Consider the following 23,519-nt stretch of genomic DNA (forward strand, 5'->3'; position numbering starts at 1 on the left):
TGACTTGGTTAGGTCAGCAAAAAACACGCGACAGTTTTAAGAAATGTCGCGTGTTTTTTGCTGAGTTTATTTTAAATAATTAGGCGCTGCCAATTCATTCTCAATGACTTGATTAGGGATCACAAATTCAGGGGTGCCCATATAGTAAGGCGCAATTTCTCCTTGAGGAAACACAATCACTAATTGGTGTTTTTCATTGATATAGAAAGGTTGGTCCTTTTTAATTTTTTTGAAGGGTTGAACATCACTGGGGGCATCCTCTTTTTCGGACCAGTATATTTTATTGCTATCGTTCTTCATTTGGTCTGCTATTTGTTGTTTAATTTCACTACTAATGACATCAATGTAAAAATCATTTTTAAAAATTAAGGGGAGTGAAACGACAACATTGGCTCGTTTGTCGATGGTGTCATATTTCGTTGTCGTCGCAGAGCTGCCTTTAATTTCTGTGAAGGTTCGTTTGACCACTAGGAAGCGACGGTCGTCCACGACTTTTTCATAATCTCCAGTGACTGAAACACGAGAACCATCAAACAATTGCCCTTTGACTTGTTGAAATTCTGTTTGGGCTTCTTTCAAGTATTTTTTGTTGAGCGTGTCAGCTACTGAAGATTCTTGGGATGTTTGGATTTTAGGGACATCGATGTTTACTTCACTTTCCTGTTTTTTCGCTGTCAACGTTTTGATGGTGACTAATTGAACAATTTTATCTAACACAGGGATGTTGCGGGCTGCTTCACTAAAACCTGGAAACAAATTGACTGATAAGACAAAGCCACAAGCTACTACTAGACTACTTTGCAGTGAGCGGTTTCTAAAACGAAGCCAGGTGTACCGCTTTTTCTCTTTATGAAAACGCGCTTTGACTTCCGCTTGTAGATCCGTTGGTAACGGTTGTTGGCGGTATTCTTTTGAAAAGTTTTTAACAACGCTTTTTACAAAATCTTCCATTATTTTTTCGCTTCCTTTCTTTTACTAATTCAATAGACTTCGGAGTTCATTCAAACTGCGGTACATCTTCGTTTTAATCGTATTTTCGTTAATATCCAGGATCAAGGCGATTTCTTTTAGCGTAAATCCTTCAAAAAATTTTAATAGAATAATTTCACGATTGGGACTATCTAATTGATTAATAATTTCTTCAATTTCTAAAAAACTGCGTTGGGGATTATTTAAAAGGGCTAACACATGTTCATCTTTTTCAATATGAACAGCTTCTCGTTTCTTTTTACGCCAATAATCTGTCGCTACAGAAAGCAGAATTCGAAAGAACCACGCTTCAAAATCCTTAATATCGGGTCCTTTTTGGATGGCCTTCAGTGCCTTTTCAAAGCTTTCTTGAATCACATCCAAGGCATCTTCTTTCGAATGTGTATAGTTAAAGGCAATGCGATACATTTTTTCATACTTGGTATCTACAAGCGTTTCTAACGCGCGAATTTGTTTTTTTCTTTTCCAACCATCGAAAACCATCGATTTCTGGAACCTCCTTTCCTGTACACTTATATAGACGAATCACAAGCATAAAAAGTTTCAACTTTTTTATTATTTTTAATTTTTATATTCTAAAAGAAAAAGCGTGGTACAAAAATCATTTTGGATTTTTGCTTCACGCTCAAAATCTGATAAACGGCGGGAACAGAACCAGCTCCTTCGGAAATAAGCCGAAATTGTTGAGAATCACGAAGAACGTAGTGATTCGATGATGAACAATACCTACTTGGTCTCCAAAAATTAAAGAACAATTTCCGGAAATTTCTTCTTATTTCTCGGAGCTAAGCGGTGCTGTCCCGACCTTGTTTTCTTCTCCCGAGTGCGGTCTTAGTGCACTCAGCGTTTTAATAAAATGCGACCAATCAACAGGACGTGGTGGTGCTAGCCAAATAATTTGGGTAATCTCAGGCCAATCGACAAAATGAATATCCGATAAAATTAATTGTACACTTTCATCTACATGTGCTTTGAAAATGATATTCCATTCCGTAATTTTTTCAATATTTTTTTGTATCATACGATTATAGGCTTCACCAAAGGAAAAGTCGACACACAATGTAATCGGAGCCAAAACTTTTTTCAATGGTAACGCATCCACCATTAACAACAGATACCGATAAAATAAAAACTGTCTGGCATCCCAAACAACGGGATTCGTTTTTTGTTCTTGAATAAATTGTCGACTAGCAGAAAAATACTCTGTATACGTTTCTGCAAAGTAGGTTATATCCATTTTGCGATAACTATAGTTTGCTTCTATTGGAAAATGGAACAATTTAAAATGAACGATTGTTACTTTTTGTTCAAAACCTCGCAGGACTTCCTCGGAAAGCTGAAATTGTAATTTTAAATAACTTAACAAGTCACGATTCAATTGTTGAATTTCTGCAAATCTTTGGCAAAGTGCTGCTGAAGCTACTTGAAGCCACTCTTCAGCAATTAAAAATAAGAGTAAATAATTGCCTTCGTTTGTTCGTTGTGGTTCTGGGATTTGAAGACTCTCTAACCAATTGAAAACATTCTGCTGATTGTCACCGGCTAATTGTTTTAACACCTGCGAATCTACTTTTTTCTCTACATAAAATTGTTGCTGCGTTCGTACTAAAGAAACCGCCAAAAAATGAAAACATTTAGCTTGTGCATAGCCCGCACGCTGATTAAGATGAACCTTCTCAGAAAAAAATAGCTCAAAGTTCCGAATCTGCTCTAAAACTTTTTTACCGTACAATGAAAAATCACGTTGGTATAATTGTAAAAAAACCAGTGTTGTTACTTCGCGTAAATTGGTTTCATTTCCCACTAAGTGAAATTCTTTATTAATTGTAATTTGATAATTTTCCAGCATTTTCTTTAATTCCTTGAACTCCTTATAAGCCAATGTGTGACTAACAAAGTGTTCTAAAGCAAACTCATTTACAGAATCAAAACGCTGAAAAAAGAAATCTTGAAACATAGCAAAACGTAACGACTCTTTAATATAGCAATCAATCAAAGTAGCGGAAGTTTCCGTTCCTGATTCATTAAGCGTTAAGAAAATACCATCGCTCACAATTTGAAAATCCTCTGATAAACCAAATTCAATAAAATCGGCATTTAATTCAGCGACCGTTTTGTTCACGATAAATTCAGATAATTCTAACTCCTGCATTACGGTTTCTTTTGACTCTGTTAACATCGGTGCATTTTCCAGTAACTGAAATAAGGCGATTTTTCTTTTATCCACTTTATTTAAAAACATCATCAATATCATAGACTTCTCTCACATCCATTTTTTTCCCATACAATCCATTTCCTGAAAGAAAGTACCCAACCGCTGCTAAATAGCTTTCAGATTCTTCATCGCCGCCTGCACCAAGTCCGTTAGGAAAGACAAAATCTTTATTCACTTGTAGGGGATGAGCCGTTGTTTCTTTTGTTTGTTTCTTTTTTTCTTTTGACATTGCCGGTTTCTCCACAGGTTTGTCTTTTTTCTTGGGTGAAGGCTTTTTTTCTTCAGAAGGAACCGTTGTTTTTTGATCTTCCGGAGGGGTTGGCGCAGGTTGTTCCGGTTCTGACTTTTCCTGAGGGGTGATTGATTCTGGTTTTGGTTGAATTTCTTCCGTTGGTTCTAAGGGATTATAAATAGGTGTCGCCAATGTTTGAATTGGTTCTATTTCGACAGCCGTAAAAATTAGCAAAGAACTAAATAAAAAAAGATACTTTTTTCTCATGGCTTCTCACTCTCTCTACCTCTACTTTATGGGAAGCAATTCCTTGTAAAAGTACCTTTACTTTTACAAGGAAAACCCTTTTTGTCAATAGATAGCTCTTTTTATTGCTCAGATTGTTGTTCTTCCTCTTTTTTCTTTTTACGATACAAGAAGAAAATCAATAAGAGCAGCGCTAGAATGATGAATGCAATCAGTAGATACAACCACCAATTGGTTCCTTTAATGGTTACGTCTTTTTCATTTAATTCTTTAGCAACGTCCCCAGAAATAGTAAATTCTTTTGTAAATTCCCATTTGTACAGGTACCGTTCTTCACCATTGGCACCTTTGACTTGATAGGTGCCCTTTTCATCTTTTACACCATAGGCCGTTGATTTCAAGACATATTTCCCTGGCGTTAATCGTTCTCCTTTTAAAGAAATTGGGTAACTAAAGTTAGAGTTTGGCGCCACTTGCATATCCTCAGTATCGGATTGGTAAAGCGTTTCGCCTCCTTTTGAAACAGTGTTGATTAAATGTAATTGGTTTAAATAGGCCGCTTGTGGGTTTTGTAAAGAAACATTGATGACGTTTCGCGCGTTGACTTGGCCTGGTTTAACCCCCAGTAATTTTAAATCTGGTTGAACCTTTGTCTCATTTTGCTGAAGAATAATGGCCACAACATAGGAGTATTCATTATTAATAGCTAACCCTTTTGATTGGTCCGCAGAAGTCGTGGTTTCTTTCTTTTTCTCTTTGAGTGTTATGCCGCCAGCCATCACGCCATCAAAAGAATCTTTAGGCATCGTGATGGTTAAAGGTAAGGTCTTTTGGGAATGCTTCGGCAAGATGATTTCTTTCGGTGCTTCCACATAATCTTTTAAGTTAAAGCGTAAAGTTTTGTCAGGTTTGATCCCGTTTTGGCCATATTCTACTACGCCATTTAAATTCGTTGTCGCTGAGTTCACTGTATTTTCAATGGTAATGTCTTCATCTGTATCATTACGTAACTGTATTTCTACGGTTTGTTTGGCACCAGGTGCCATTTTTAAGTCAAAGTAGGTTTTTGATTTATCCACTTGATTTTCGGGAATTGTTGGTGTGACCGCAAAATTAAATTCAGAAGCGTGCGCCTCCACGCCAATCCAGCCAAATAACATACAAGCGATTACCGTTGCATATACTTTCCATCTGTTCATATTCATTCTCCTATGTCTGTCATTCTTTGTTGTATTATAAGCACCAAAAGACCGAAAGATAAGCCAAAAAATTTTTGACTTATATCCCGATCTTGCGTGTATGCTGTCGTTCTTAGTTTCCTGTGTTAGCAGGTGTATCTGTCAAAGTCCAAGTAAAAGTTGTCGTGTATTTTTTCGCATATTTTGTGGTTGAACCAGGTACTTCTAATGAAATACTTGTTTTAGCGGCATCTACACTATCGCCCCAGCTCATTAAGTACGTACCCGCACCTTCTTTATCGCCAGCAGCCATGACCACTGATTCAGCCCCAGTTGGGTTTAATTCAATCGTAGCTGGCGCTGTCGTTGGTTTTGCAGATTGTGAAGCCGAAACCACGCGTCCGTTGCTTAAAGTTACTTTGGCCGCTGTTAGTTCTTGATTGGCTTCAGTTTTGAATTGACCATTTTGTTTTACTTTTAACGTCCAACCTGTCTCAGTCCCACGATTATCTGAGACTTGAACAAAGTTTGGGCCTTCTTGGTCGGCACCAGCGTTATCTTTGTATTTTTGTGTTTCTGCATAGTAGGTCATATTTTTTGAGGTAATCGTTTGTTCCCCAAAAGATAAACTAGATGCATAGTCAATGGATAACGGACCTGCTGTCCCTGGCTTAGGCCCTGTCGGATCAGTTGGATCAACTGGCGTAATTGGTTTATCCGGATCTGGATTCGTCGGATCAACTGGATTCGTTGGGTTCGTATTTGGTGCAAATTGAATCGCTCCGTTTGTTTGGTATTCACCACCGTCGACTGCTAATGCACTCATTGGTACAAGTGCTAGTGCGCCTAAAGTTGTGGTTGCCATCAATGTCATTACTTTTGTCTTTTTCATTTATTTCCCTCCATTATTTACTGGTACATCTGAAAGTAGCCAAGTCAATGTTGTTTTATATTGTACTGCATCCTTAGGGGTTTTCCCGGGAACAGTTAGTGAGATTGCCCGTGTGATTGTGGCATTTACTTGCTGTCCTTGTTGATTTTTTTCGGTCACTTTTTCTGCTTGCCCCCACAGCGTGATCCACGTTCCGGCGCCGGTCTTTTCTGGGGCTTGCATGACAACAGTTTCTGCGCCTGCAGCATCCAATTGAATGTTTGCGGTAGCAGTTGGCGGCAATACGTCCGTCGCATTTGAGCGCACACTGGGCTCAGCAAAGGCAACGGTGGCGCCTGTTAATTCTTTGTGTAATGTTTCTGCATTACGAAATTGACCATTTTGTTTCACTTTTAAAACCCAGCCAGCATTGGTTCCCCGTAAATCACTTACTTGCACATAATTAGCAGTTGCCAATTCACTTGCTGAACCATCTGGATTTTTATAGGTTTGCGCTCTGGCAAAATACGTTTGATCCTTATTCGATATTTCATTACTCCCAAAATCCAAACTTGAGGCATAATCGATGGAAAGCGGCCCAGGGGTACCTGGATTAGGTCCATCAGGATTCGTTGGATCGACTGGTCGAACTGGTTTTTCTGGATCAGGATTTTCTGGATTTACTGGATCCGTCCCATCTGTGCTTGGGGTAAAAACAATCGACTGTTCGCTATCAAAAACGACCGTCGCCGCTTCAGCAGGAACAGTGGCGCCAAGCAACATTGTTCCGAATAACAAGGAGTAGACGACTGTTTTTTTCATTTACTTAGCCTCCAACATTCGTTGGTACAGATTTCAATGTCCATGTTAAGGTCGTACGATATTCTTTTGCTAATTTAATCGCTTTACCTGGGACATTTAATTTCACGGCAGTAGCACCTTCTGTCGCATCTTTCCCAAAACGATAGACCCAAGTCCCCATTCCTTTGCCATCTTCTGCTTTGACTAATTCTACTTCTGTTCCAGGAACAAAGGTATGTGCTGCTGTTGGTGTTGGCGCGTATGCGGCATCAACAATCGATGTCACACCTGCATTGGCAATCGATAAAGCGGCCCCCACTAATTCTTCATTTTGGGCTGTTTTGAATTGCGCATTTTGTACAGCGCTTAACGTCCAGCCTTCTTGTGTCCCACGTTTATCCGTTACCTGAACATAGTTTGGACCTGTTGTTCCATCTTTAAATGTTTGAATTTGTGCGTAATAATCTTTCGTGTCGGAAGTGATTTTTTGGGCGCCAAATTGAAAGCTTGAAGCATAGTCAATTGATAAGGGGCCTGCAGTCCCTGGTTTTGGTCCAGTTGGGTCAGTTGGATCTTCTGGTTCAACTTTTTCATCTGGATTGGTTGGATTAACTGGCTTCGTTGGATCTGTATCTGGTTCAAATGTAATGGCACCATTACTTGTATAGTTCACGTTAATATCTTCCGCAAATGCTTGTTGTGTCGCTAGGACACCGCTAAATCCTACAATCCCTACTACTGCTAATACTGTTTTTTTCATCTTCTCTTCTCCTTTTAATAAATAATATGCCTATAGTGATAAGGCTGATTCCCAAATAAATAAATGGTCCTTGATTGGTGGTACCTGTCGCTGGTAATCTTCCTTGTCGCGACCCATATACGCCAGAAGAAAGGACGGATGAAGCGCCTCCGTCAGCTGGTTTGGTGGGTTCGGTCGTTGTGGAAGAATTACTAGTCGCTGTTGTCGACTCTTCTGTGGGATATTCATACGTTCCATAAAAGGAGACAACACCACTATTTTCATAAGCTGCTTCCCCAAACGCAGTGTCTGAATGACAGAAGCTGAAAAGACCTAAAAAACAACTAAGCAAAAGGTATTTTTTCATCTCACTTCTCTCCTCCTTGTTATGGTGCCATGACTAATGACCATGACAATGTCCCTTTGAATTCGCCAACTTTTTGTTTCTCGACTGGCACAGATAGTTTAAGTCCCCGTTGGTTTGCCGCACCCCAACCTTGGTTAATTGTATAACTACCTGAACCGGAGCCTTCATTTTCTGTAACAACCGTATCTCCTTTATTGAGTAAAAATTCTCCTTTGTCTGTAACCAATGACAAATCTTCCAATTGATCTGTGCCGTTCGTTAAGGGATTCGTTACCTGAACATTCAGTTTCCAAGGCGTACTTTCTGTCCCGCGTGTGTCTTGAACGACTAAATCATCTGAAAGAGTTGGCCAGTAAACTTCTGGCTTGGCAGAAATTTTTTGTTTGCCAAAATCAATTGTTTTAGGTACTTTTTCTAACGTTAATTCACCTGAAATAGACACATTGATTTTTTTATTTAACGTTTCACCAGCTTCTGTAAATTGATAATTGGCTGGCACTGTTTTGGCTAATTCTTCTGGTTTCGCTTGCTGAATGGCTTGGAAGGTTGCGGCATCAAGACTTGGTGTTTGATTGGCCCGACCATCTGCGAAAATCACCGTTGCTTGTGTCCATTGTGCCAACTCGTCTGAATTCGTTAAGCCATTTGCTTCTTTTAATTTCAAATGCGCACTTGTCGCATACAAGGCAAACGAACGATCTTTGGCAAGGACACTTTCATTTTTCACAACAACTAAATGAACCGTTTTGTTTTGCAAATTATCTCCTGACGTCCCTGCTTCTAATTGAATATCATGTGTCCGCGATACAGTTTTTTCTGCTAACGGCGCTTGGATTTGTGGTAAATCCGTCTCTTTTAATGAGGTTTTGAAAAACGGCCGACCTTTTGCGCCAAGCATTTCTATTACTTTATCGACAGTCGTTAGTTGCGCTGCCTCATCTTCTGTGACAATCACCGATTGCCCTGAAAGTTCCACTTTATTTGAAAATTGAACTTTTACCTGATAACTGTAGTTCGTATTCGTTGCTTTCCATGAAAGCGGGGTGGTATCTTTCTGCTCTGGAATTTGCTCTATCGTGCTCCCAACTTCACTAGATTTAACCGTTCCTTGGTGCAACCAAGAACCTGTTACTTCGTCAGGAAGGAAGCTTAGGGTTGGTGTTAAAGTACTTGAGGTCGGAATCATCAAACGTCCTTTTTGAACTTTTTGTCCAGCTACTTCGGTGCCCCACGCTTGTAAGGTTAACGGCGCATTGCCAGCTTTGACCTCTTTTACATCATGAGAAATAGTACCTGCACCTGCCACAATTCCAGGGTTTTCCACTTCATAATCGATGATAGAGCCAGGAATTGCTATCCCATAGCCATTGGCACCCTTGGTCACATCGTTATCGCCAATAAATGTTTTTCCAGTCGCTTTTTCAATCCCATGAAACGTTGTTGGCGTAAGTTTTGTAGCATTATTGACCGTTGGATTAATCGTTAAGACCTGATAGGCTTTGACATTTCCAAACCAAGTCCCTGTGCTATCCACCAAAGCAGTTGTATCTGTCGTTGGTTTAATCCATAAAAGTTCATCTTTTGTTGGATCGACGGCTTCAAAATCCGCAATGTTTACCTTACCTGTACCAGGAATTGTTTCTAATGTTGCATGATCCTGAACCGTTAGTTTGCTAGCTGAAATTAAATTGGCTGTGTTGGTGATCCCAATTCCAGCGTTTTTAGATAGATGAATTGATCCGAATTCATTGTAAGTCGTACTGTGGTTCGCGGCAGTAGCAGAAACGCCATTTTTGATGTTCCCACCATTAGCCATTAATTTAATGCCATTGGTGACATTCAATTCCGTAAAGTTGACAACGCCTAAGCCTGTCGCATTTAGTGGTTCTGTTTGATAGTTATTGGTGCCGTCAACGTTAGTCCCAAAGTTAAAGGCCACTTTATTTGAACTAGCATTCACAATTGCATTAGTAAAATTATCTGTTGATGAACCACCGGATAAACCGTTAATACTAACTGCACCTTGAACATTTGCGGTAACATCACGTAAAATTTTTCCGCCACTGATATTGGAATACTGTGTTGCATATAAATTTCCAATACTAGAACCCGCTGCTTGAATATTCATTGTAATCTTGCCGTTCTTGGTATACGCAGCATTGGTTCCACCATCACCGTAAATGCTGGCCCCATTTAGAGATTCCACACCTGTTTTAGTGAAAATATTTAAAGTAATTGTGTTTGATTCATCCGTTCCTAGTGTCGTATTTTGACCATAGGGCCGACCACCAGTAATGTAGGTATTACCAGGCAACTTAAACTCTCCGTTGTAGTTTCTTAAATCAATTAAGAGTTTGGCATTTCCAAGAAGTGAGCCCGCATTGGTAATACCACCTGAAAAACCGTTCGCGCCTGTCCGAGGAGTTCCTGAGAAATTTCCTCCGTAGATGCGATTGTCTGAATTACCAGTAATTGTATGGCCACCGCTTGCTCCATAAGAAGCGCCCATCGAAGCATTAATTACTCCTTCATAAACCGTTACGCCGACATTCCCAACATTTTTGGCATCATTCCAGCCACCGCCTGAAAGAAACCAATCGACTTGGCCATTATTAACAATTGTTTGACCGTTTCCATAAACTCGAGCTGCTTGATAGCCTGTTCCTTCTAATGTGTCAGCAATCCCGCCATTCAATGTGTTAGAAGTATTGCCTTCAACAACACCTGAAAAAGAGCCACCATATGTCCAGCGAGCAATGGTATTATTTAAAACAGTCTTAGTATCTCCTTTTATATAGATATCCCAAGTATCATTACTAGCAGGATAGCCGCCGCCACCAACAATATCCCAACCTGAATTATACCCACGACTTTTATTGGTCGTTGAATAATCTAAGCTTGTCGGTTTTGCGCCTGAATAAGCCATACCATCGCCACCTAAAGACCCATCACCATTCGCTGTTCCCACTTCAATTGTTGTATTTCCTTCAATATAGCCGCCGCGACCAGCTGCAGTTGAATAAATTGCACCATTATTAAACGAACCGCTGACTAATTTAGAAGAAATATTTCCGAAAACTTTAAAAGCTGCTGCCGATTTGGCTAATTCTGCTCTTTGCTGTGGTGTATAAGCATCATACGTTGCTTCATTTGAGGCCCCAATTTGACTCTTGTTAAATTTCGAAACATTGTTACCAGCACCGCCGTTAAAATCATTAATACCACCAGCGGTATTCGTTCCTGCTGTAACCACATTCGTAATATTTCCGATGATCGTTCCAGAATATTGGTTGCCTCCTTCAAAATCTGCACGACCCGCACTATACAACTGTGTATTTAAATTTGTAGTAATTCCATCAGTCGCACGATTCGTTCCTATATCGCCGCGGGAAGAGCCACCAATAAAACGTTGACCCGCTGTATACCAACGGCCATATCCAGAAATATCGTTTGTTACTTTTCCACCAATATTTCCGTATTGAACACCGCCATAATACGTACTTAGTTGGAAACCTGTAGCAGCATTCGTAATTGCAACCTTTGTTGAGACGTTACCAGTAACATTCGCTGTGTTGGTTGCGTTGGTTCCATAACCGCCCCCATAAATTGAAGCAATTCTGCCACCAGAATCATTGACAACCAATGAAGTATTCCCAGTCACTGTCCCAATATTGGCGCCCCCACTTAATGTATTTAGTCCGCTCCGTGTATTGTTAATAACAATCGTAGGATTTCCAGCTAAATTACCACCATTTTGGTTTCCGCCATAGAAATTCCATGTCCCTGTACCTGTACTATTTACTGTTAAAGTTGGGTTTCCTGAAACATCTCCTGTATCCGTTCCACCGTATACGGTCAGACCGTTTCCACTAGAGCCGCCATTCAAGTTCAAACTGTAACCATTTAAATACATATTCGTACCTGTATAGTTTAGATTTCTCAAAGTAATGTTTGAGCCAAAAAAGATATTTTGATTAAATCCTAACGTCTTAGAACCCGTTGGCGCCGTTTGATCCATACTAATCGGATCCGCACTGTTTCCAGTAATCACTAAATGATTGACCTTGCCTTGCAAGGCGTAAAAAGTCATATTACTTGCCGTAACCGTGTCAGGAATCACTTTAGCGGTGGTCGCCGCACTCGTCGTAATATTGTTTCCTATATAAAGAGTGAAATCGCCATTGTTTCCCTGTTGATACAAATCAAACAAGGCTTCTTTCAAACCAGCCTCTGTCGATGCATATTCTTTGTACGCTGCTCCATCTCCTGCTGGACTTGGCACAACAATCACTTTTGTTTTATCTGCAGGAGCAATTGTGTCCGCAATGGACTGATCAACTGAGATAGCTCTGGCCATGCGTGTCAGTTTCTGTTTAAAGACAGCCGTAAGTTGTGTATCTTCTGAAAACTCTAATTGAAGAAGTTCTTCATTTGTATATGTTTTTCCTTGATAAGACCAGCCAACGAAAGTCGCATTTTCCTCACTATTCGCCCATTTTGGTAATTCTTCTGTCCGAAGTGGCTGATTTTTTTCTTTTACCACTTGATAACTTTTGGCATCATTTAGAAACAAAGCTTGATCCGTTGTTTCAAAGGTCAAGGTGATTTGCTTCTGCTCTTCGCTTGGTTTTGTTTCTGTGGAAGAGGTGGTTACTTTTTCTGTGATAGCACTAGATTCCGTCATTGATGACTGTTCTGTAGAATGTGCGCTGCTTTCTTTTGTTGCTTCACTTGTACTGGTTTCTGCTGTTTTTGGCTGTGTCTGCGTACGTTCCGTTTGTTGCTCCTCTTCAATCGCCCACGCTGAAACAGATAAAAACGGTTGTACAAGTAAACAAGTTGCCAATAAAACAGCGATTTTCTTTTTCATTAACTTCATCACTCCTCCCTCGAAGTAAACTTTCCACAACCAACCTATGGCTCAAGTATACGAAGTTTTCTTCTGATTTTTTTAAAGATATTTTCTTAATTTCAAAAAAAAAATTTATTTTTTAATTTTCTTTTTGTTAACTAAACGAATTTTTTGCTATTTTCTGTAAGATGAAATGTTAATTTGTTCACAAAAATAACAAAAACGTTGTTTTTTAACATTAAAATTAACAAACGAGTTCGTAGTATAGCACGGATTTTTTCTCATGTAAACATCATTAAATAAACATTTTTGTTTAATTTATACATATTTCCCAGCTAAAAAAATGACAAAAATAAATAAACAGAGGCCTTAGAAATATTTCTAAGGCCTCTGTTTATTTATACGTATTCACAAACTGGACTGTTTCTTGGTAACATTGTTTAGCTTCTTTTGTTTGATAGTCGAATTGATATTCGTGGGTGATCGTTGCTTTCTTATCTTTGAAAAAGAGAGCTGAAACTGGAACATTTAAAGTTTTTAACCGCTGAACCAAGGCTAGTCCTTGCTCTTGGAATGAAAAACTATTGCCATCTGTTAGATACGTCGGGGGAAATTCTTTGGTGACTTTATCCACTAAACTCACTTCTTGCAGTTCTGCACTCGTCTGCCAGTCTTTAGTGCCGAGCAAGGACCAAGCCACTGTTTTAACGAAAAATTTCATAAAACGATTATCACTTTGTTGGTTGGCCATTTGTTTCAAATCCACCGGACCACAATACGAGAGTGTACCTTTTAAATGGTTAGCTGGCAACGCTGCAGTCATACCTAATTCTTTGGCATAGTTGGTATTGGTTTGAACTGTTGCATATTGTAGAGCAATCTGGGCACCCGCACTGTCCCCGCCAATAAAAAGCTTAGATAAATCTAACATGGGATACGCTTGTTTCTTTTCTAATAAAAATTGAACAAGTTCATCGACCTGCTGGAGCTGGCTTGGATAAGGTGCGTCTGGTGCTAATTCATAATTCATTGAAATAAAGGCAACTGAGGAATCAGCCACTAAACGTGTCGCAAACTCTTTCATCCCAGACTTATCTCCTCCCACATAGCCACCACCATGGACCCATAAAACGACTGGTACCGCTTGTTTTGACGCTTGGGGATAATACAAATCAAAGGTATTCTTTTTTCTTGAAGAAGGGTATGTTTGATTTTCTTGCAATTGGACATTGGGCAATGCTTTATCATAGGAAGCTGAATCTTTTATTTCAACTTCGCCTGCGAATAACTGGTTGATGACCCAAGCGCCTGGCTTAGGGGATAATTGAAAGGCGAGAAACACACCTAAGCAAATAACCACAAGGATTCCTAACAACCAAAGGATAAAACGTACGATTTTTCTTTTCACTCTATTCACCTGCTTTAATTTGTAGCAAAATTATAGCATGTTTTTTAGCCAAAGCGTTTATTTTGAAACAGCTTTTTTAGAATTTGATGTACTTTTATCATTTGAAATGCTTTCTTAAAAGCTGTAAAATGAACAAAATGACTTTAACCTTTAGGAGGTTGCCAAATGAAAGCTCTGATTTCCATTGATTATACGAATGATTTTGTCGCCACAGACGGAAAACTAACCACTGGTGCCGCTGGACAAGCCATTGAAACGGCCCTTGTTCAACAAACAAAGCACTATTTTGACAATGGCGATTTTGTGGTTTTTGCCATTGATGGGCATGATCCCCTAGATCACTATCATCCTGAAAACAAACTTTTCCCGCCCCACAATGTCTTAGGAACTGACGGGCGTAATCTGTTTGGCTCGCTAGCTGATTTTTATCAAGCTCACAAAAATGAGGCAAGCGTTTATTGGATGGACAAACGGCACTATTCTGCTTTTAGTGGCACGGATTTGGACATTCGGTTACGAGAACGAGGAATTACAGAGCTTTGTTTAACTGGTGTTTGTACAGATATTTGCGTGTTGCATACGGCTGTCGATGCCTATAATTTAGGCTATCAATTAATGATTCCTGAACGCGCCGTTGCTAGTTTTGATGAACAAGGACACGAATGGGCGTTACGCCACTTTAAACAAACTTTAGGAGCAACCATTCTATAAAAAGACTAGTCAATCCTTCCGTGCGCCCTATCTATATTCAAAAAATCCTGTAAACAACACAAAAGCCAACCTTACTATGGATAAGGTTGGCTTTTTTACACTCATTTTAACTCCGAGCCTGCGGATTAGTGATAACTAGCATTCACAGAATAAGCAGAGACTGTTAGTTGATAGAAATTAGCTACTCATAAAAAGTGGGGAAGCCCACTTTTTATAGACCAATGACCGTTGCAAAGAAAGGAACCACTAAAACAGTAACTACACCAACCACTACGACAGAAATACTAGCCATAGCAGCCTCTGTTTCACCCATTTCCATGCCAACTGCCACACCTAGGGCATGTCCGGCCGCACCTAAAGCTAAACCTTTGGCGATTGGATTGTTAATCTTAAACCATTTCAATGCAATTCGACCCAAGGCATAGGTTAGTACACCATTGAAGATTACGGTAAACGCCGTAATAGAAGCAATGCCGCCAACAGTTTGAGAAATAGGTACGGCAATCGCTGTTGTAGCTGCTTGTGGTAAGATTGAGGCCACTAAATGATTATCCATGCCAATCACTTTTCCTGCAAAATAAACAGCCACTAGCGAACCAAAAGAACCAATTGTTAACGCCGTTAAAATTTCTAACCAATATTTTTTCAACACGTCTCTCTTTTTATATAAAGGAATCGCAAACGCTACTGTCGCAGGCTCTAGAAAGAAGCTGATATATTTGCCACCTTCATTGTATTGCTCGTAACTAATTCCTGTTACTTTTAAAACGACAACGCCTAAAATCATCGCAACGAATAATGGCGTAAATAAGAAGAAACCTTTACTTTTTTTAAACAACCAAGTACCTATGCCAAATACAGCTAATGAAATAATAATGCCAACATACGGATTCATGCGCGAACCTCTCCTTTCGCTTTCTTCGTTGCTGCGGGTTCTTTTTCTTTTCGAGCATCTTTCATATGCAATAAAAAGGCGCCCGTCCAACCAGTCGTTGCTAGTAACGCTAGTGTCGCTACTAAAATAACAAAAACAATTTGAACGCCAAATTGTTGCATAATCCCTAAAGAATTAACTAAGGAAATCCCTGAAGGAACAAATAAAAATGTAATAACCGTTGATAAGCTATTACCTAGCCCTTCCACTTGCTCCAATTTAACAACTTTTGTACATAAACCAATGAACAATAACACCATGCCAATTACTGAAGCAGGCATTGGTATTGGAGAAATGAACGCCAAGCCGTTGGCGATTAACATAATAATGGCAAAAACTGCTGCTTGTTGTAAAAATGAATATACTTTCTTTTCCATGCTTCTTCGCTCCCTTTTGTCTGTTTTCTATGGGTTAAGTATATAAAGAAAACGTTTTTTTAAGGGCTTTTTTTCATGAAATGCCAGAATTTCTTCACCAAATGCAAAAATCACCACTTGAAATGCATTCGACATTTCAAGTGGTGATTTTTTAACTTAAGCCAAGTTTTTCTTTAAATTCTTTGACGTATGAACGGCTAACAGGTACTTTTGAGCCGTTGGTTAAAATTACTTGCAACGTGTTATTAAACCACGGCTGGATTTCTTGAATTTTTGTTCGATTCAAGATGAAACTTCGGTGCGTTTTAATAAAGAGCGCGGCAGGTAATTTTTGTTCAATACTGTTGAGGGTCCCTGTCATCTTGTAGACCTGTTGATCTACAAAAATGCTCAGTTGCCGTTCTTCGACAGAAACGAGGTAAATATCTTCTGGCGCCACAAGATAAATGCGGTCTTCCCCTTGAATAGGTATTGCTTCAGATTTCGGTCCTTTTTCAGCAGTATTTTCTGGGACAGCTTGAGCCATTTCTTTCGATGCTTTTTCAATGACTTGTGTTATTTTTTCTTCTTCAAAAGGTTTCAAAATATAATCTTTTGCATTCACTTGAAAGGCCTTTAACGCATATTGATCATAGGCGGTTGCAAAGACCAAGTAGGGCGCTTTTTTAAGATGGGTTAATTTTTCCGCTAAATCAAACCCGCTTTCATCGGTCAAATGAATATCTAAAAATAACAAATCTGGCTTTTGATCCATCATCTCTTCCATTGCCTCCGCCACAGAATCCGCTTCTGCAACGCTCGTCACTTGCGGATGTTGGGAAACAAGATAGCTCAATTCTTCTCGTGCTAAGGGCTCATCATCAACGATTAATACGTGCATCTAATTCCTCCTGTTCCATCGGGATTTCTAAATGAACATGGCTCCCGCCTGTTTCTAAATTTTCAATTAAAAAACAACCTTCTGATCCATAAAGGTTCGCCATTCTGCGGGACAAGTTTTCCAGTGCCGTGCCGGTGCCTTTTTCCGAAGCCACTGTCGTCTTTCCTAATAACAAGCGGCGTTCTTCGGGAATCCCTTGCCCATTGTCATACACATCCACATGTAATTTGTGTTGTTTTGCTTTGACCACTACCCGGACTTGATTGTTCTCCTTCCGGCTGCCAAATGCATGCTTGATGGTATTTTCCACTAACACCTGAATCGCATACGGCGGTACTTTTTCTGAAGCAACCGCTTCTTCCACGTCAAATGTTACTTGATAACGATTTGGAAACCGTGCTTGTTCTAATGACAAATAGGCTTTTACTTGTTCTAGTTCTTGTGAAACTGGGATTGTAGTTTGCACGGCTCCTTGCAAGTTGCCTCGAAAGTATTTACTTAATTGGAGCAATAGTTTCCGCGCTTTTTCACTGTCTTTCCGCATTAATGCGGAAATAGTATTGATGGCATTAAAGAAGAAATGCGGGTTCACTTGCGCTTGCAAGGATTTAATTTCAGCTTCTTTAAGTAATTTTGATTGTACTTCCGCTTCACCTAATTCAATTTGTGAAGAAAAAATTGTCCCAAGACCTTCTGCTAGCTGCTCCTCGACATGCGTTAACTGCGCTGGATCCGTAAAGTACATTTTTAAGGTGCCAACAATTTGCTGATGGGAAAATAATGGAATCACAATCGCCGCTTGCAACGGACAATTAGGGTCCGAACAACCAACTTCTTCTTTTGCATGCGCGATGGTCATTTGGCCCGTCCGTAACACTTCCCGAGAAAGCTCCGTGATGACTTCTAGCTCTGGAATATGATGGTCGCTTCCTGCGCCAACATGAGCTAAAATTTGATGACTGTTTGTCATGCTAATCGCACTGACTTTTGTATAATGCTTAATAATCTCCGCAACTTTTTTGCTGGAATTTTTATTGAGGCCTTCTCGAAAATATGGCAGTGTTTCCGCTGCTAATTCCAAAACATCGTGCGTCTGAACCGCTTTGGCCTGCTCTTCTTGTTTCAATGTCGTTGTTAGAATCGACATAAAAATAAACGTTCCTACGCTATTTAACAAAATCATCGGCAGCGCAATAAAACGAACCAACGTGGCCCCATCCGCTAGATCACCGCTGAAAAAGAAAATAAAAATCATCTGAATCATTTCCATACACGCTCCGACAATGGCAGAAAAGCCGGCAGACGGAAAAACGGTTTGCTTTGCCATGCGGCTCCCTAAAAAACCGGCAATTAAGCCAACAATTAAAGAAGCAGGCACATAAAAGAAACTATGCCCCCCGCCTTGAATAACCCGATGAAAGCCAGCAATTAAACCAACCGTACTGCCGACAATCGGACCACCTACTAATCCAGAAACGCCAATTACTAACGTACGCGTATTCGCAATGGAAGCATTGCTGCTTAAATAGGTTAGTAAATTATTGGGAACAATCTGATTCTTAGCGATTTCGATACCTGTAAAATTAGAAATAATAGCAAATAAACCAAAAATCAAAATCAACTGAACTTTTGAAGACATTTTTTCACGACTTAATAAAACACGCTTAAAATAAGGCACATTCACTAAAAGAAAGGCCAGTAAAATAATTAAGCCCACCCGTTCCATCATTAAAATAAATAATTCGACCACACCGGCACCTCCTTCCTATTAACTATACTATAAATCAAGGAAAAGAAAAAAATGAAGCTTCTCAAAAAAGAGGCTTCATTTTTTCTATTCATTAAAACGCAGGAATATTGGCACCTTTAGAATTTTTCTTGATGTATTCAGCAACTTCTTTTGTTGTCATCGCTTCTTTTAAAACCTTGATCTTTTCGCTATCTTTTTCGCCTTTACGTGTCACAACTTGTAATGCGTAATGTTTACTTGCTTCTTCATCTTCTAACAAGATCGCATCTTTCGTTGTTAAACCAGCAGGTTCTAAGTAGGCTGGGTAGCAGAACACCATAGCAATGTCTTTTTCATCATAGGCTTTAGCTAAATTCAGTAAATCAATGCTTTCAAAAGTAATGTTTTTAGGATTTTCCACGACATCTGCCACCGTGCCGTTAAAGCCGACACCTTCTTTTAATTTAATCACGCCGTTTGCATTTAAAATTGCTAAAGCACGGCCTTCATTGGTTGGATCGCTAGGAATCCCCACTTTGGCATTTTCAGGTAAATCTTTCGCATCTTGGTATTCTTTTGAATAGAAACCACCAGCAAAATAATAAATCGGTTGCACAGCCACTAAATCAGCTTTTTTCTCTTTGTTAAACATTTCCATAAATGGTTCATGTTGGGCAAAATTGGCATCCGCTTCGTCATGTTGCACGGCATCGTTGTAGGCAACATTGTCGCTCACTTCCATAATGTTAATTTTGTACCCTTTTTTCTCAGCTTCTTTCTTGGCAATCTCCAAGATATCTTTTGAAGATTCCAATTGCACGGCAACGGTAATCTCCTTGTCTTCTTTCTGGTCTGCTTGTTTATTTCCCCCACAGGCAGCTAAAATAACTGTTGCAATAACAGCGAATGTTGCTAAATAAAACTTCTTCATTCTTTTGTCCTCCTACTTTCTTTTGTCTAGTTTTTGGGCAATGAAGTTCCCAAGCATTTGTAAAATGAAGACCAGTGCAATCATAATTACAATGGCAACATACATAATACCGTATTCATACCGTTGATACCCGACACGAACTGCAAAATCGCCAATCCCGCCGCCACCAACAACACCCATCACCGTGGAATATGAAACCATACTCACTGTCGTGGTTGTGTAAGCAAGGACTAATCCGCTACGTGCTTCCACCAATAAAAAGTGCCAAATGTATTGGACTTTCGAGGTACCTAACGAATTAGCTAAAAAATAAATTTCTTCTGGAACATCCAACAGCACTTGTTCAACCAAGCGAGCAAAAATCGCGATCGCAACAATACTCAATGGCACAGAGGAAGGAATTGGGCCAAACGCCTTTCCTAAAACAGAACGAGTAACTGGAATCAACGCAATCACAAATAATAAATAAGGAAACGAGCGAATAACAGTTACAATGAAATTTAAAACCCAGTATAGCCAAGGTTGATGTCCTTTGACTTTCGGATTAGCCAAAAATAGTCCTAATCCTAATGGCAAGCCGACAAGCAAACAGATAGCCATCGAAATCGACATCATAATCCCTGTTTCTTTTAAACCAACCAGCATAGATGGCCAATATTCGGCAAAGGTTTCTGAAAAAGTCATGGGCGCAAACTCCTTTCCACTTTTTCTAAATAGGAAAGCGGTTCTTCCTCATATTGCTGAGGATTATTCAGAAATTCGCCAATTAACTGACCTTTTTCCATCACTAAGATACGATTACATAAGCGCTTCACGGTTTCTAATTCGTGACTGACAAAGAAAATAGTCGGTCGGAATTCCTGATGCGTCTTATGTAATAGTCGAACGACACTTTCTGTATTTTCTTCATCTAATGAACTCGTTGCCTCGTCACATAATAACCATTTTGGATTACGGCTCAACGCTCGAGCAATAGAGACACGCTGTTTTTCCCCACCAGAAAGCTGAGCAGGATACGCTTCTGCCTTATGGGCCATATCAACAAACGTTAATAAACGCTCAATTTTTTCAGGCTGTTTCTCTTTTAAAAGTTTCAAAGGCAACGCAACATTATCATAAATTTTCAAATTTTCTAACAAATTGTAATGCTGAAACACCATCCCCATTTGTTGTTGCTGCTGGCGAACTTCTTTTTTAGAGAAGGTTTGAACATTCCTGCCATCAATGCGAATTTCCCCTTCACTCGGTTGTTCCATTAAATTCAACAAACGTAACAACGTGGACTTGCCAGAGCCACTTTTCCCAACAATCCCAACGATTTCTCCTGGTTGGACAGAAAAGTGAATATTTTTTAACGCGTGTGTCTCTTGATAGACTTTCGACACATTCACTAACTCAATCATGATTACCTCCTAAAGGCCGACAAACAAACTATAACAACTAAAAAAACTGTATAACAATTAAAGTAATTCTGTGAAACGATTTAAAAAAACTATTACGAATTAAAAAATAACACACGTTTCGAAAAACAGCGTTATATCAGAGATGTAACTACTTACATCATCTACTAAAACAGAAAAAAAAGCAACCTTTTTATTTGTGAAAAAAACACTATCTGTTTTTTGTCTGTATTATTTTGTACAAATGAATTAAAAATTTCCTGTTTCTACAGCTATTTCCCCACGCTCCTCTAAAAAAAGACATTCTCAGAAACGAGGCATCCAAAAAGGGAAAAGCGCTCGTAACGATAATGTCTCTAATGGTTTACTTTTTAAAGACAACTGTTTCTTCGACAGTAATTCTTTCAGCCAATGATTGAATCACTGGACAGTTTGGGGAGACAAGCTTCAAACACCGTGTCGCCCGTGCTTGAAAGGCTTCTGGAACAGACACATAAAAGAGAATCGTCACCTGTTTTAATGGTTGTGCGCGTCTCTCTATTTCTCTTGAATACGTGACTTCTATTTTTTCAAACTCAAAGGGAATGTGCGAATTTTCCAAAACGGATTGATACACGTACCCCCCACAAGCGCCAATTGCCGAAACGAGCATTTGAACTGGCGAGTATCCCTCTTCTTTTGCTAACACCCAGCGCGCTGTTTTCGTTTGTAATTCAAATTTTTCCACACCACGAATAATCGTCAAACGTTCTACCATTGCCATCTCCACTCCTTTTTACTCTTTCTTAAAAGATACTACAAAACAGCGCTAAAACAAACATTTCTAACTTCTCAACTTAGCAAGTCCTAAAAAAAAACGAAATTCTCACTTGACAAACAACGCAACACCTGATAATATACTTCCGTTCAAATCGTAACCATTACGATTTAGATTTTATAAATCCAAAAAGAAAGGAAGTGCCTTATGGCTAAAAAATCAAAAATTGCTAAAGCAAAAAAACAACAAGCAATGATTGCAAAATATGCGCCTATTCGCCAAGCCTTAAAAGAAGCTGGCGATTATGAAGGTCTTAGCAAATTGCCAAAAGATGCTCATCCAAGTCGCTTAAAACTCCGCGATCAAACAGATGGGCGCCCACGTGGCTACATGCGTAAATTTGGCATGTCTCGGATTCGTTTCCGTGAATTGGCTCACCAAGGCTTGATTCCTGGCGTCAAAAAAGCAAGCTGGTAACTCATTATTTCGATAAAGACAACTAGCGAGGACAGTCGCCTTTGGGCTGACCTCGCAGCCCCCTTTATCTTTTATACGCAATTAAAAAAATCAAATTGGAGGACGGTACTATGCGCCAAACCATTACGTTAGCTTGCGCTGAAACTGGCGAGCGCCTTTACTTAACAAGTAAAAACAAACGAAATACACCAGAAAAATTACAGCTGAAAAAATATTCACCAAAATTACGGCGCCGTGCACTTTTCACTGAAGTCAAATAACAGGAGGAAAACTTGATGGGCATTCCAATCACCATTGTTTCTGGCTTTTTAGGCGCAGGAAAAACAACCTTAATTAACCATGCGCTTGCGCAATCACCGTTTCCTAAAGAAGAAATTATTATTATTGAAAATGAATTTGGTCAAACAGGCGTTGACCACGCATTACTTTTACAAACCACGGAACGAATTATTCAATTAAATAATGGTTGCATGTGTTGCAGCTTACGAGGAGATCTTCTTGCCTCTTTATCAGCAATCTTAGAAGTGTACCAAGAAGAACAACAAACCGTTGCCCAAGTCATTTTAGAAACAACGGGCATTGCTGATCCGCAACCAATCATTCAAACAATTTTAACGACCCCGCACATCAAAAATCATTTCTATATAGACAGTCTCTTAACGGTCGTTGATGGGCATCATTGGCAACAGCAACTTCAAGAAACCGAAGCCATCAAACAACTGGCCTTAGCAGATCGCCTCTTTTTTTCTGTCAAGGAACCAGCAGACATCACTCAGCTACCAACGTTCCAAGAAACCCTTCGTACCATTAATCCTTTTGCTGATATTTTATCCTTTCAAGCCAACGAGCCCCTTTTGGCTAGTGACTTTTTTCAATTAAATAAGTTTACGGCAACACTTACAGAACACGAAATGACTCATTCCCCGCATGAGCACGCCCACGAGCATCATCACCATACCTTTCACTCCCTCACGCTAACGGCGTCCTCAGCCCTCAACGAACCTCTTTTCACTCGTTGGCTTGATTGGTTAATGTATACGCATCAAGAAAAGTTATACCGTTTCAAAGGGATTCTCGCCTTACAGGAGCATGACTTGGCCATTGCCATGCAAGGCGTCAACCAGCAAGTGGCCTTTCAAATGACGAATCAACCCCCTCAAGAAACGACAATTGTTCTGATTGGCAAAGAATTAGAGACAAAAAAAATTCAAGAAACCTTTCAAAACCTCAACAAAATAGCTACTCCGTAAATTATTTTTTTACGAAATGGAGGTCCTATATATAATGGAAAAAACTGACTTATCTAGTGCTTATCGTCGACTGAAAAGTCCCAACATCAAAACACGAAAACGCGCACTTAAAATCATTAAAGAACATAAGCGCAATAAACAAAAGAAAATTGCGTAATTCACTAAAGGAGCACA

Annotated in this window: 24 protein-coding genes; 5 read left to right on the forward strand and 19 right to left on the reverse strand. The window is 39.6% G+C overall.

Going from position 1 to position 23,519, the window contains the following annotated elements; all coding sequences use genetic code 11:
- Positions 1-66: 66 nt before the first annotated feature.
- The 11 genes from IGM13_RS12845 to IGM13_RS12895 form a co-directional block, all read right to left on the reverse strand.
- A complete protein-coding gene (locus tag IGM13_RS12845; RefSeq protein ID WP_002365402.1) occupies positions 67-951 on the reverse strand; it encodes an RsiV family protein in 885 nt (294 codons plus the stop codon).
- Between the two features lie 24 nt (positions 952-975).
- Positions 976-1,473 carry an RNA polymerase sigma factor gene (locus tag IGM13_RS12850; RefSeq protein WP_002354845.1) on the reverse strand — a complete coding sequence of 166 codons (498 nt, stop codon included), beginning with the start codon at positions 1,471-1,473 and terminating at the stop codon, positions 976-978.
- A gap of 289 nt (positions 1,474-1,762) precedes the next feature.
- Entirely contained in the window at positions 1,763-3,244 is a 1,482-nt protein-coding gene (locus IGM13_RS12855; RefSeq protein WP_002416005.1) for a helix-turn-helix domain-containing protein, read from the reverse strand.
- Positions 3,219-3,704 (reverse strand): hypothetical protein, encoded by a 486-nt coding sequence (locus IGM13_RS12860; RefSeq protein ID WP_002354843.1) that lies wholly within the window; start codon positions 3,702-3,704, stop codon positions 3,219-3,221. The genes IGM13_RS12855 and IGM13_RS12860 overlap by 26 nt, the downstream gene beginning before the upstream one ends.
- Positions 3,705-3,805: 101 nt before the next feature.
- Positions 3,806-4,888, reverse strand: a complete 1,083-nt coding sequence (locus IGM13_RS12865; RefSeq protein ID WP_002372747.1) for a DUF916 and DUF3324 domain-containing protein — start codon at positions 4,886-4,888, stop codon at positions 3,806-3,808.
- Between the two features lie 106 nt (positions 4,889-4,994).
- Positions 4,995-5,753, reverse strand: coding sequence for a WxL domain-containing protein (locus IGM13_RS12870; RefSeq protein ID WP_002383195.1), 759 nt, complete (start codon positions 5,751-5,753; stop codon positions 4,995-4,997).
- Positions 5,754-6,554, reverse strand: a complete 801-nt coding sequence (locus tag IGM13_RS12875; protein ID WP_002383194.1) for a WxL domain-containing protein — start codon at positions 6,552-6,554, stop codon at positions 5,754-5,756.
- Positions 6,555-6,558: 4 nt separating this feature from the next.
- A complete protein-coding gene (locus IGM13_RS12880) occupies positions 6,559-7,293 on the reverse strand; it encodes a WxL domain-containing protein (RefSeq protein WP_002354838.1) in 735 nt (244 codons plus the stop codon).
- Positions 7,250-7,639 (reverse strand): LPXTG cell wall anchor domain-containing protein, encoded by a 390-nt coding sequence (locus IGM13_RS12885; protein WP_002365408.1) that lies wholly within the window; start codon positions 7,637-7,639, stop codon positions 7,250-7,252. Before IGM13_RS12885 ends, IGM13_RS12880 begins: the two co-directional genes overlap by 44 nt.
- Before the next feature lie 19 nt (positions 7,640-7,658).
- Positions 7,659-12,518, reverse strand: a complete 4,860-nt coding sequence (locus IGM13_RS12890) for a hypothetical protein (RefSeq protein ID WP_048945190.1) — start codon at positions 12,516-12,518, stop codon at positions 7,659-7,661.
- Between the two features lie 367 nt (positions 12,519-12,885).
- On the reverse strand, positions 12,886-13,899 hold the full coding sequence (locus IGM13_RS12895) for an alpha/beta hydrolase (RefSeq protein WP_002383190.1): 1,014 nt from the start codon (positions 13,897-13,899) through the stop codon (positions 12,886-12,888).
- Positions 13,900-14,064: 165 nt separating this feature from the next.
- On the opposite strand from IGM13_RS12895, the gene IGM13_RS12900 reads away from it, so the two are divergent.
- Positions 14,065-14,610, forward strand: coding sequence for a cysteine hydrolase family protein (locus tag IGM13_RS12900; protein ID WP_002419637.1), 546 nt, complete (start codon positions 14,065-14,067; stop codon positions 14,608-14,610).
- 211 nt (positions 14,611-14,821) lie between these two features.
- On the opposite strand, the gene lrgB is transcribed toward IGM13_RS12900, so the two are convergent.
- The 8 genes from lrgB to IGM13_RS12940 all read right to left on the reverse strand — a co-directional run bounded on the left by lrgB (position 14,822) and on the right by IGM13_RS12940 (position 21,624).
- Positions 14,822-15,505, reverse strand: a complete 684-nt coding sequence (gene lrgB / locus IGM13_RS12905) for an antiholin-like protein LrgB (protein ID WP_002354830.1) — start codon at positions 15,503-15,505, stop codon at positions 14,822-14,824.
- Positions 15,502-15,921 carry an antiholin-like murein hydrolase modulator LrgA gene (gene lrgA, locus IGM13_RS12910; protein WP_002354829.1) on the reverse strand — a complete coding sequence of 140 codons (420 nt, stop codon included), beginning with the start codon at positions 15,919-15,921 and terminating at the stop codon, positions 15,502-15,504. Before lrgA ends, lrgB begins: the two co-directional genes overlap by 4 nt.
- Before the next feature lie 151 nt (positions 15,922-16,072).
- Positions 16,073-16,801, reverse strand: coding sequence for a LytR/AlgR family response regulator transcription factor (locus IGM13_RS12915; protein WP_002408379.1), 729 nt, complete (start codon positions 16,799-16,801; stop codon positions 16,073-16,075).
- Entirely contained in the window at positions 16,782-18,551 is a 1,770-nt protein-coding gene (locus IGM13_RS12920) for a sensor histidine kinase (RefSeq protein ID WP_010715482.1), read from the reverse strand. Before IGM13_RS12920 ends, IGM13_RS12915 begins: the two co-directional genes overlap by 20 nt.
- Positions 18,552-18,642: 91 nt before the next feature.
- Positions 18,643-19,461, reverse strand: coding sequence for a MetQ/NlpA family ABC transporter substrate-binding protein (locus IGM13_RS12925; RefSeq protein ID WP_002375473.1), 819 nt, complete (start codon positions 19,459-19,461; stop codon positions 18,643-18,645).
- Between the two features lie 12 nt (positions 19,462-19,473).
- The gene (locus IGM13_RS12930; protein ID WP_002368484.1) at positions 19,474-20,145 is read right to left on the reverse strand and encodes a methionine ABC transporter permease; all 672 of its coding nucleotides are present in this window, start codon (positions 20,143-20,145) and stop codon (positions 19,474-19,476) included.
- On the reverse strand, positions 20,142-20,864 hold the full coding sequence (locus IGM13_RS12935; RefSeq protein WP_002354824.1) for a methionine ABC transporter ATP-binding protein: 723 nt from the start codon (positions 20,862-20,864) through the stop codon (positions 20,142-20,144). Before IGM13_RS12935 ends, IGM13_RS12930 begins: the two co-directional genes overlap by 4 nt.
- A 361-nt stretch (positions 20,865-21,225) precedes the next feature.
- Positions 21,226-21,624, reverse strand: coding sequence for an OsmC family protein (locus tag IGM13_RS12940; protein WP_002419638.1), 399 nt, complete (start codon positions 21,622-21,624; stop codon positions 21,226-21,228).
- A 201-nt stretch (positions 21,625-21,825) separates the two neighbouring features.
- Here IGM13_RS12940 and rpsN point away from each other — a divergent pair, with 201 nt between their 5' ends.
- The 4 genes from rpsN to IGM13_RS12960 all read left to right on the forward strand — a co-directional run bounded on the left by rpsN (position 21,826) and on the right by IGM13_RS12960 (position 23,502).
- Positions 21,826-22,095, forward strand: coding sequence for a 30S ribosomal protein S14 (gene rpsN / locus IGM13_RS12945; protein ID WP_002354822.1), 270 nt, complete (start codon positions 21,826-21,828; stop codon positions 22,093-22,095).
- Positions 22,096-22,205: 110 nt separating this feature from the next.
- Positions 22,206-22,355 (forward strand): 50S ribosomal protein L33, encoded by a 150-nt coding sequence (gene rpmG / locus IGM13_RS12950; protein WP_002354818.1) that lies wholly within the window; start codon positions 22,206-22,208, stop codon positions 22,353-22,355.
- Between the two features lie 15 nt (positions 22,356-22,370).
- A complete protein-coding gene (locus tag IGM13_RS12955) occupies positions 22,371-23,345 on the forward strand; it encodes a CobW family GTP-binding protein (RefSeq protein WP_002419639.1) in 975 nt (324 codons plus the stop codon).
- Positions 23,346-23,379: 34 nt separating this feature from the next.
- A complete protein-coding gene (locus IGM13_RS12960) occupies positions 23,380-23,502 on the forward strand; it encodes a putative metal homeostasis protein (RefSeq protein WP_002383181.1) in 123 nt (40 codons plus the stop codon).
- The last annotated feature ends 17 nt before the right edge of the window (positions 23,503-23,519 follow it).

The organism is Enterococcus sp. DIV0561, from assembly GCF_050539875.1.
Taxonomy (GTDB): Bacteria; Bacillota; Bacilli; order Lactobacillales; family Enterococcaceae; genus Enterococcus; species Enterococcus faecalis.

Excerpts from the sequence above, each read along its gene's own strand:
- IGM13_RS12865 (WP_002372747.1), bottom strand. The coding sequence starts at position 4,888 with ATGAATATGAACAGATGGAAAGTATATGCAACGGTAATCGCTTGTATG.
- IGM13_RS12955 (WP_002419639.1), top strand. The coding sequence starts at position 22,371 with ATGGGCATTCCAATCACCATTGTTTCTGGCTTTTTAGGCGCAGGAAAA.
- IGM13_RS12850 (WP_002354845.1), bottom strand. The coding sequence starts at position 1,473 with ATGGTTTTCGATGGTTGGAAAAGAAAAAAACAAATTCGCGCGTTAGAA.
- IGM13_RS12860 (WP_002354843.1), bottom strand. The coding sequence starts at position 3,704 with ATGAGAAAAAAGTATCTTTTTTTATTTAGTTCTTTGCTAATTTTTACG.
- IGM13_RS12890 (WP_048945190.1), bottom strand. The coding sequence starts at position 12,518 with ATGAAGTTAATGAAAAAGAAAATCGCTGTTTTATTGGCAACTTGTTTA.
- IGM13_RS12960 (WP_002383181.1), top strand. The coding sequence starts at position 23,380 with ATGGAAAAAACTGACTTATCTAGTGCTTATCGTCGACTGAAAAGTCCC.
- IGM13_RS12880 (WP_002354838.1), bottom strand. The coding sequence starts at position 7,293 with ATGAAAAAAACAGTATTAGCAGTAGTAGGGATTGTAGGATTTAGCGGT.
- rpsN (WP_002354822.1), top strand. The coding sequence starts at position 21,826 with ATGGCTAAAAAATCAAAAATTGCTAAAGCAAAAAAACAACAAGCAATG.
- IGM13_RS12900 (WP_002419637.1), top strand. The coding sequence starts at position 14,065 with ATGAAAGCTCTGATTTCCATTGATTATACGAATGATTTTGTCGCCACA.
- IGM13_RS12885 (WP_002365408.1), bottom strand. The coding sequence starts at position 7,639 with ATGAAAAAATACCTTTTGCTTAGTTGTTTTTTAGGTCTTTTCAGCTTC.
- IGM13_RS12875 (WP_002383194.1), bottom strand. The coding sequence starts at position 6,554 with ATGAAAAAAACAGTCGTCTACTCCTTGTTATTCGGAACAATGTTGCTT.
- rpmG (WP_002354818.1), top strand. The coding sequence starts at position 22,206 with ATGCGCCAAACCATTACGTTAGCTTGCGCTGAAACTGGCGAGCGCCTT.
- lrgB (WP_002354830.1), bottom strand. The coding sequence starts at position 15,505 with ATGAATCCGTATGTTGGCATTATTATTTCATTAGCTGTATTTGGCATA.
- IGM13_RS12915 (WP_002408379.1), bottom strand. The coding sequence starts at position 16,801 with ATGCACGTATTAATCGTTGATGATGAGCCCTTAGCACGAGAAGAATTG.
- IGM13_RS12935 (WP_002354824.1), bottom strand. The coding sequence starts at position 20,864 with ATGATTGAGTTAGTGAATGTGTCGAAAGTCTATCAAGAGACACACGCG.
- IGM13_RS12925 (WP_002375473.1), bottom strand. The coding sequence starts at position 19,461 with ATGAAGAAGTTTTATTTAGCAACATTCGCTGTTATTGCAACAGTTATT.
- IGM13_RS12930 (WP_002368484.1), bottom strand. The coding sequence starts at position 20,145 with ATGACTTTTTCAGAAACCTTTGCCGAATATTGGCCATCTATGCTGGTT.
- IGM13_RS12870 (WP_002383195.1), bottom strand. The coding sequence starts at position 5,753 with ATGAAAAAGACAAAAGTAATGACATTGATGGCAACCACAACTTTAGGC.
- IGM13_RS12855 (WP_002416005.1), bottom strand. The coding sequence starts at position 3,244 with ATGATATTGATGATGTTTTTAAATAAAGTGGATAAAAGAAAAATCGCC.
- IGM13_RS12940 (WP_002419638.1), bottom strand. The coding sequence starts at position 21,624 with ATGGCAATGGTAGAACGTTTGACGATTATTCGTGGTGTGGAAAAATTT.
- lrgA (WP_002354829.1), bottom strand. The coding sequence starts at position 15,921 with ATGGAAAAGAAAGTATATTCATTTTTACAACAAGCAGCAGTTTTTGCC.
- IGM13_RS12845 (WP_002365402.1), bottom strand. The coding sequence starts at position 951 with ATGGAAGATTTTGTAAAAAGCGTTGTTAAAAACTTTTCAAAAGAATAC.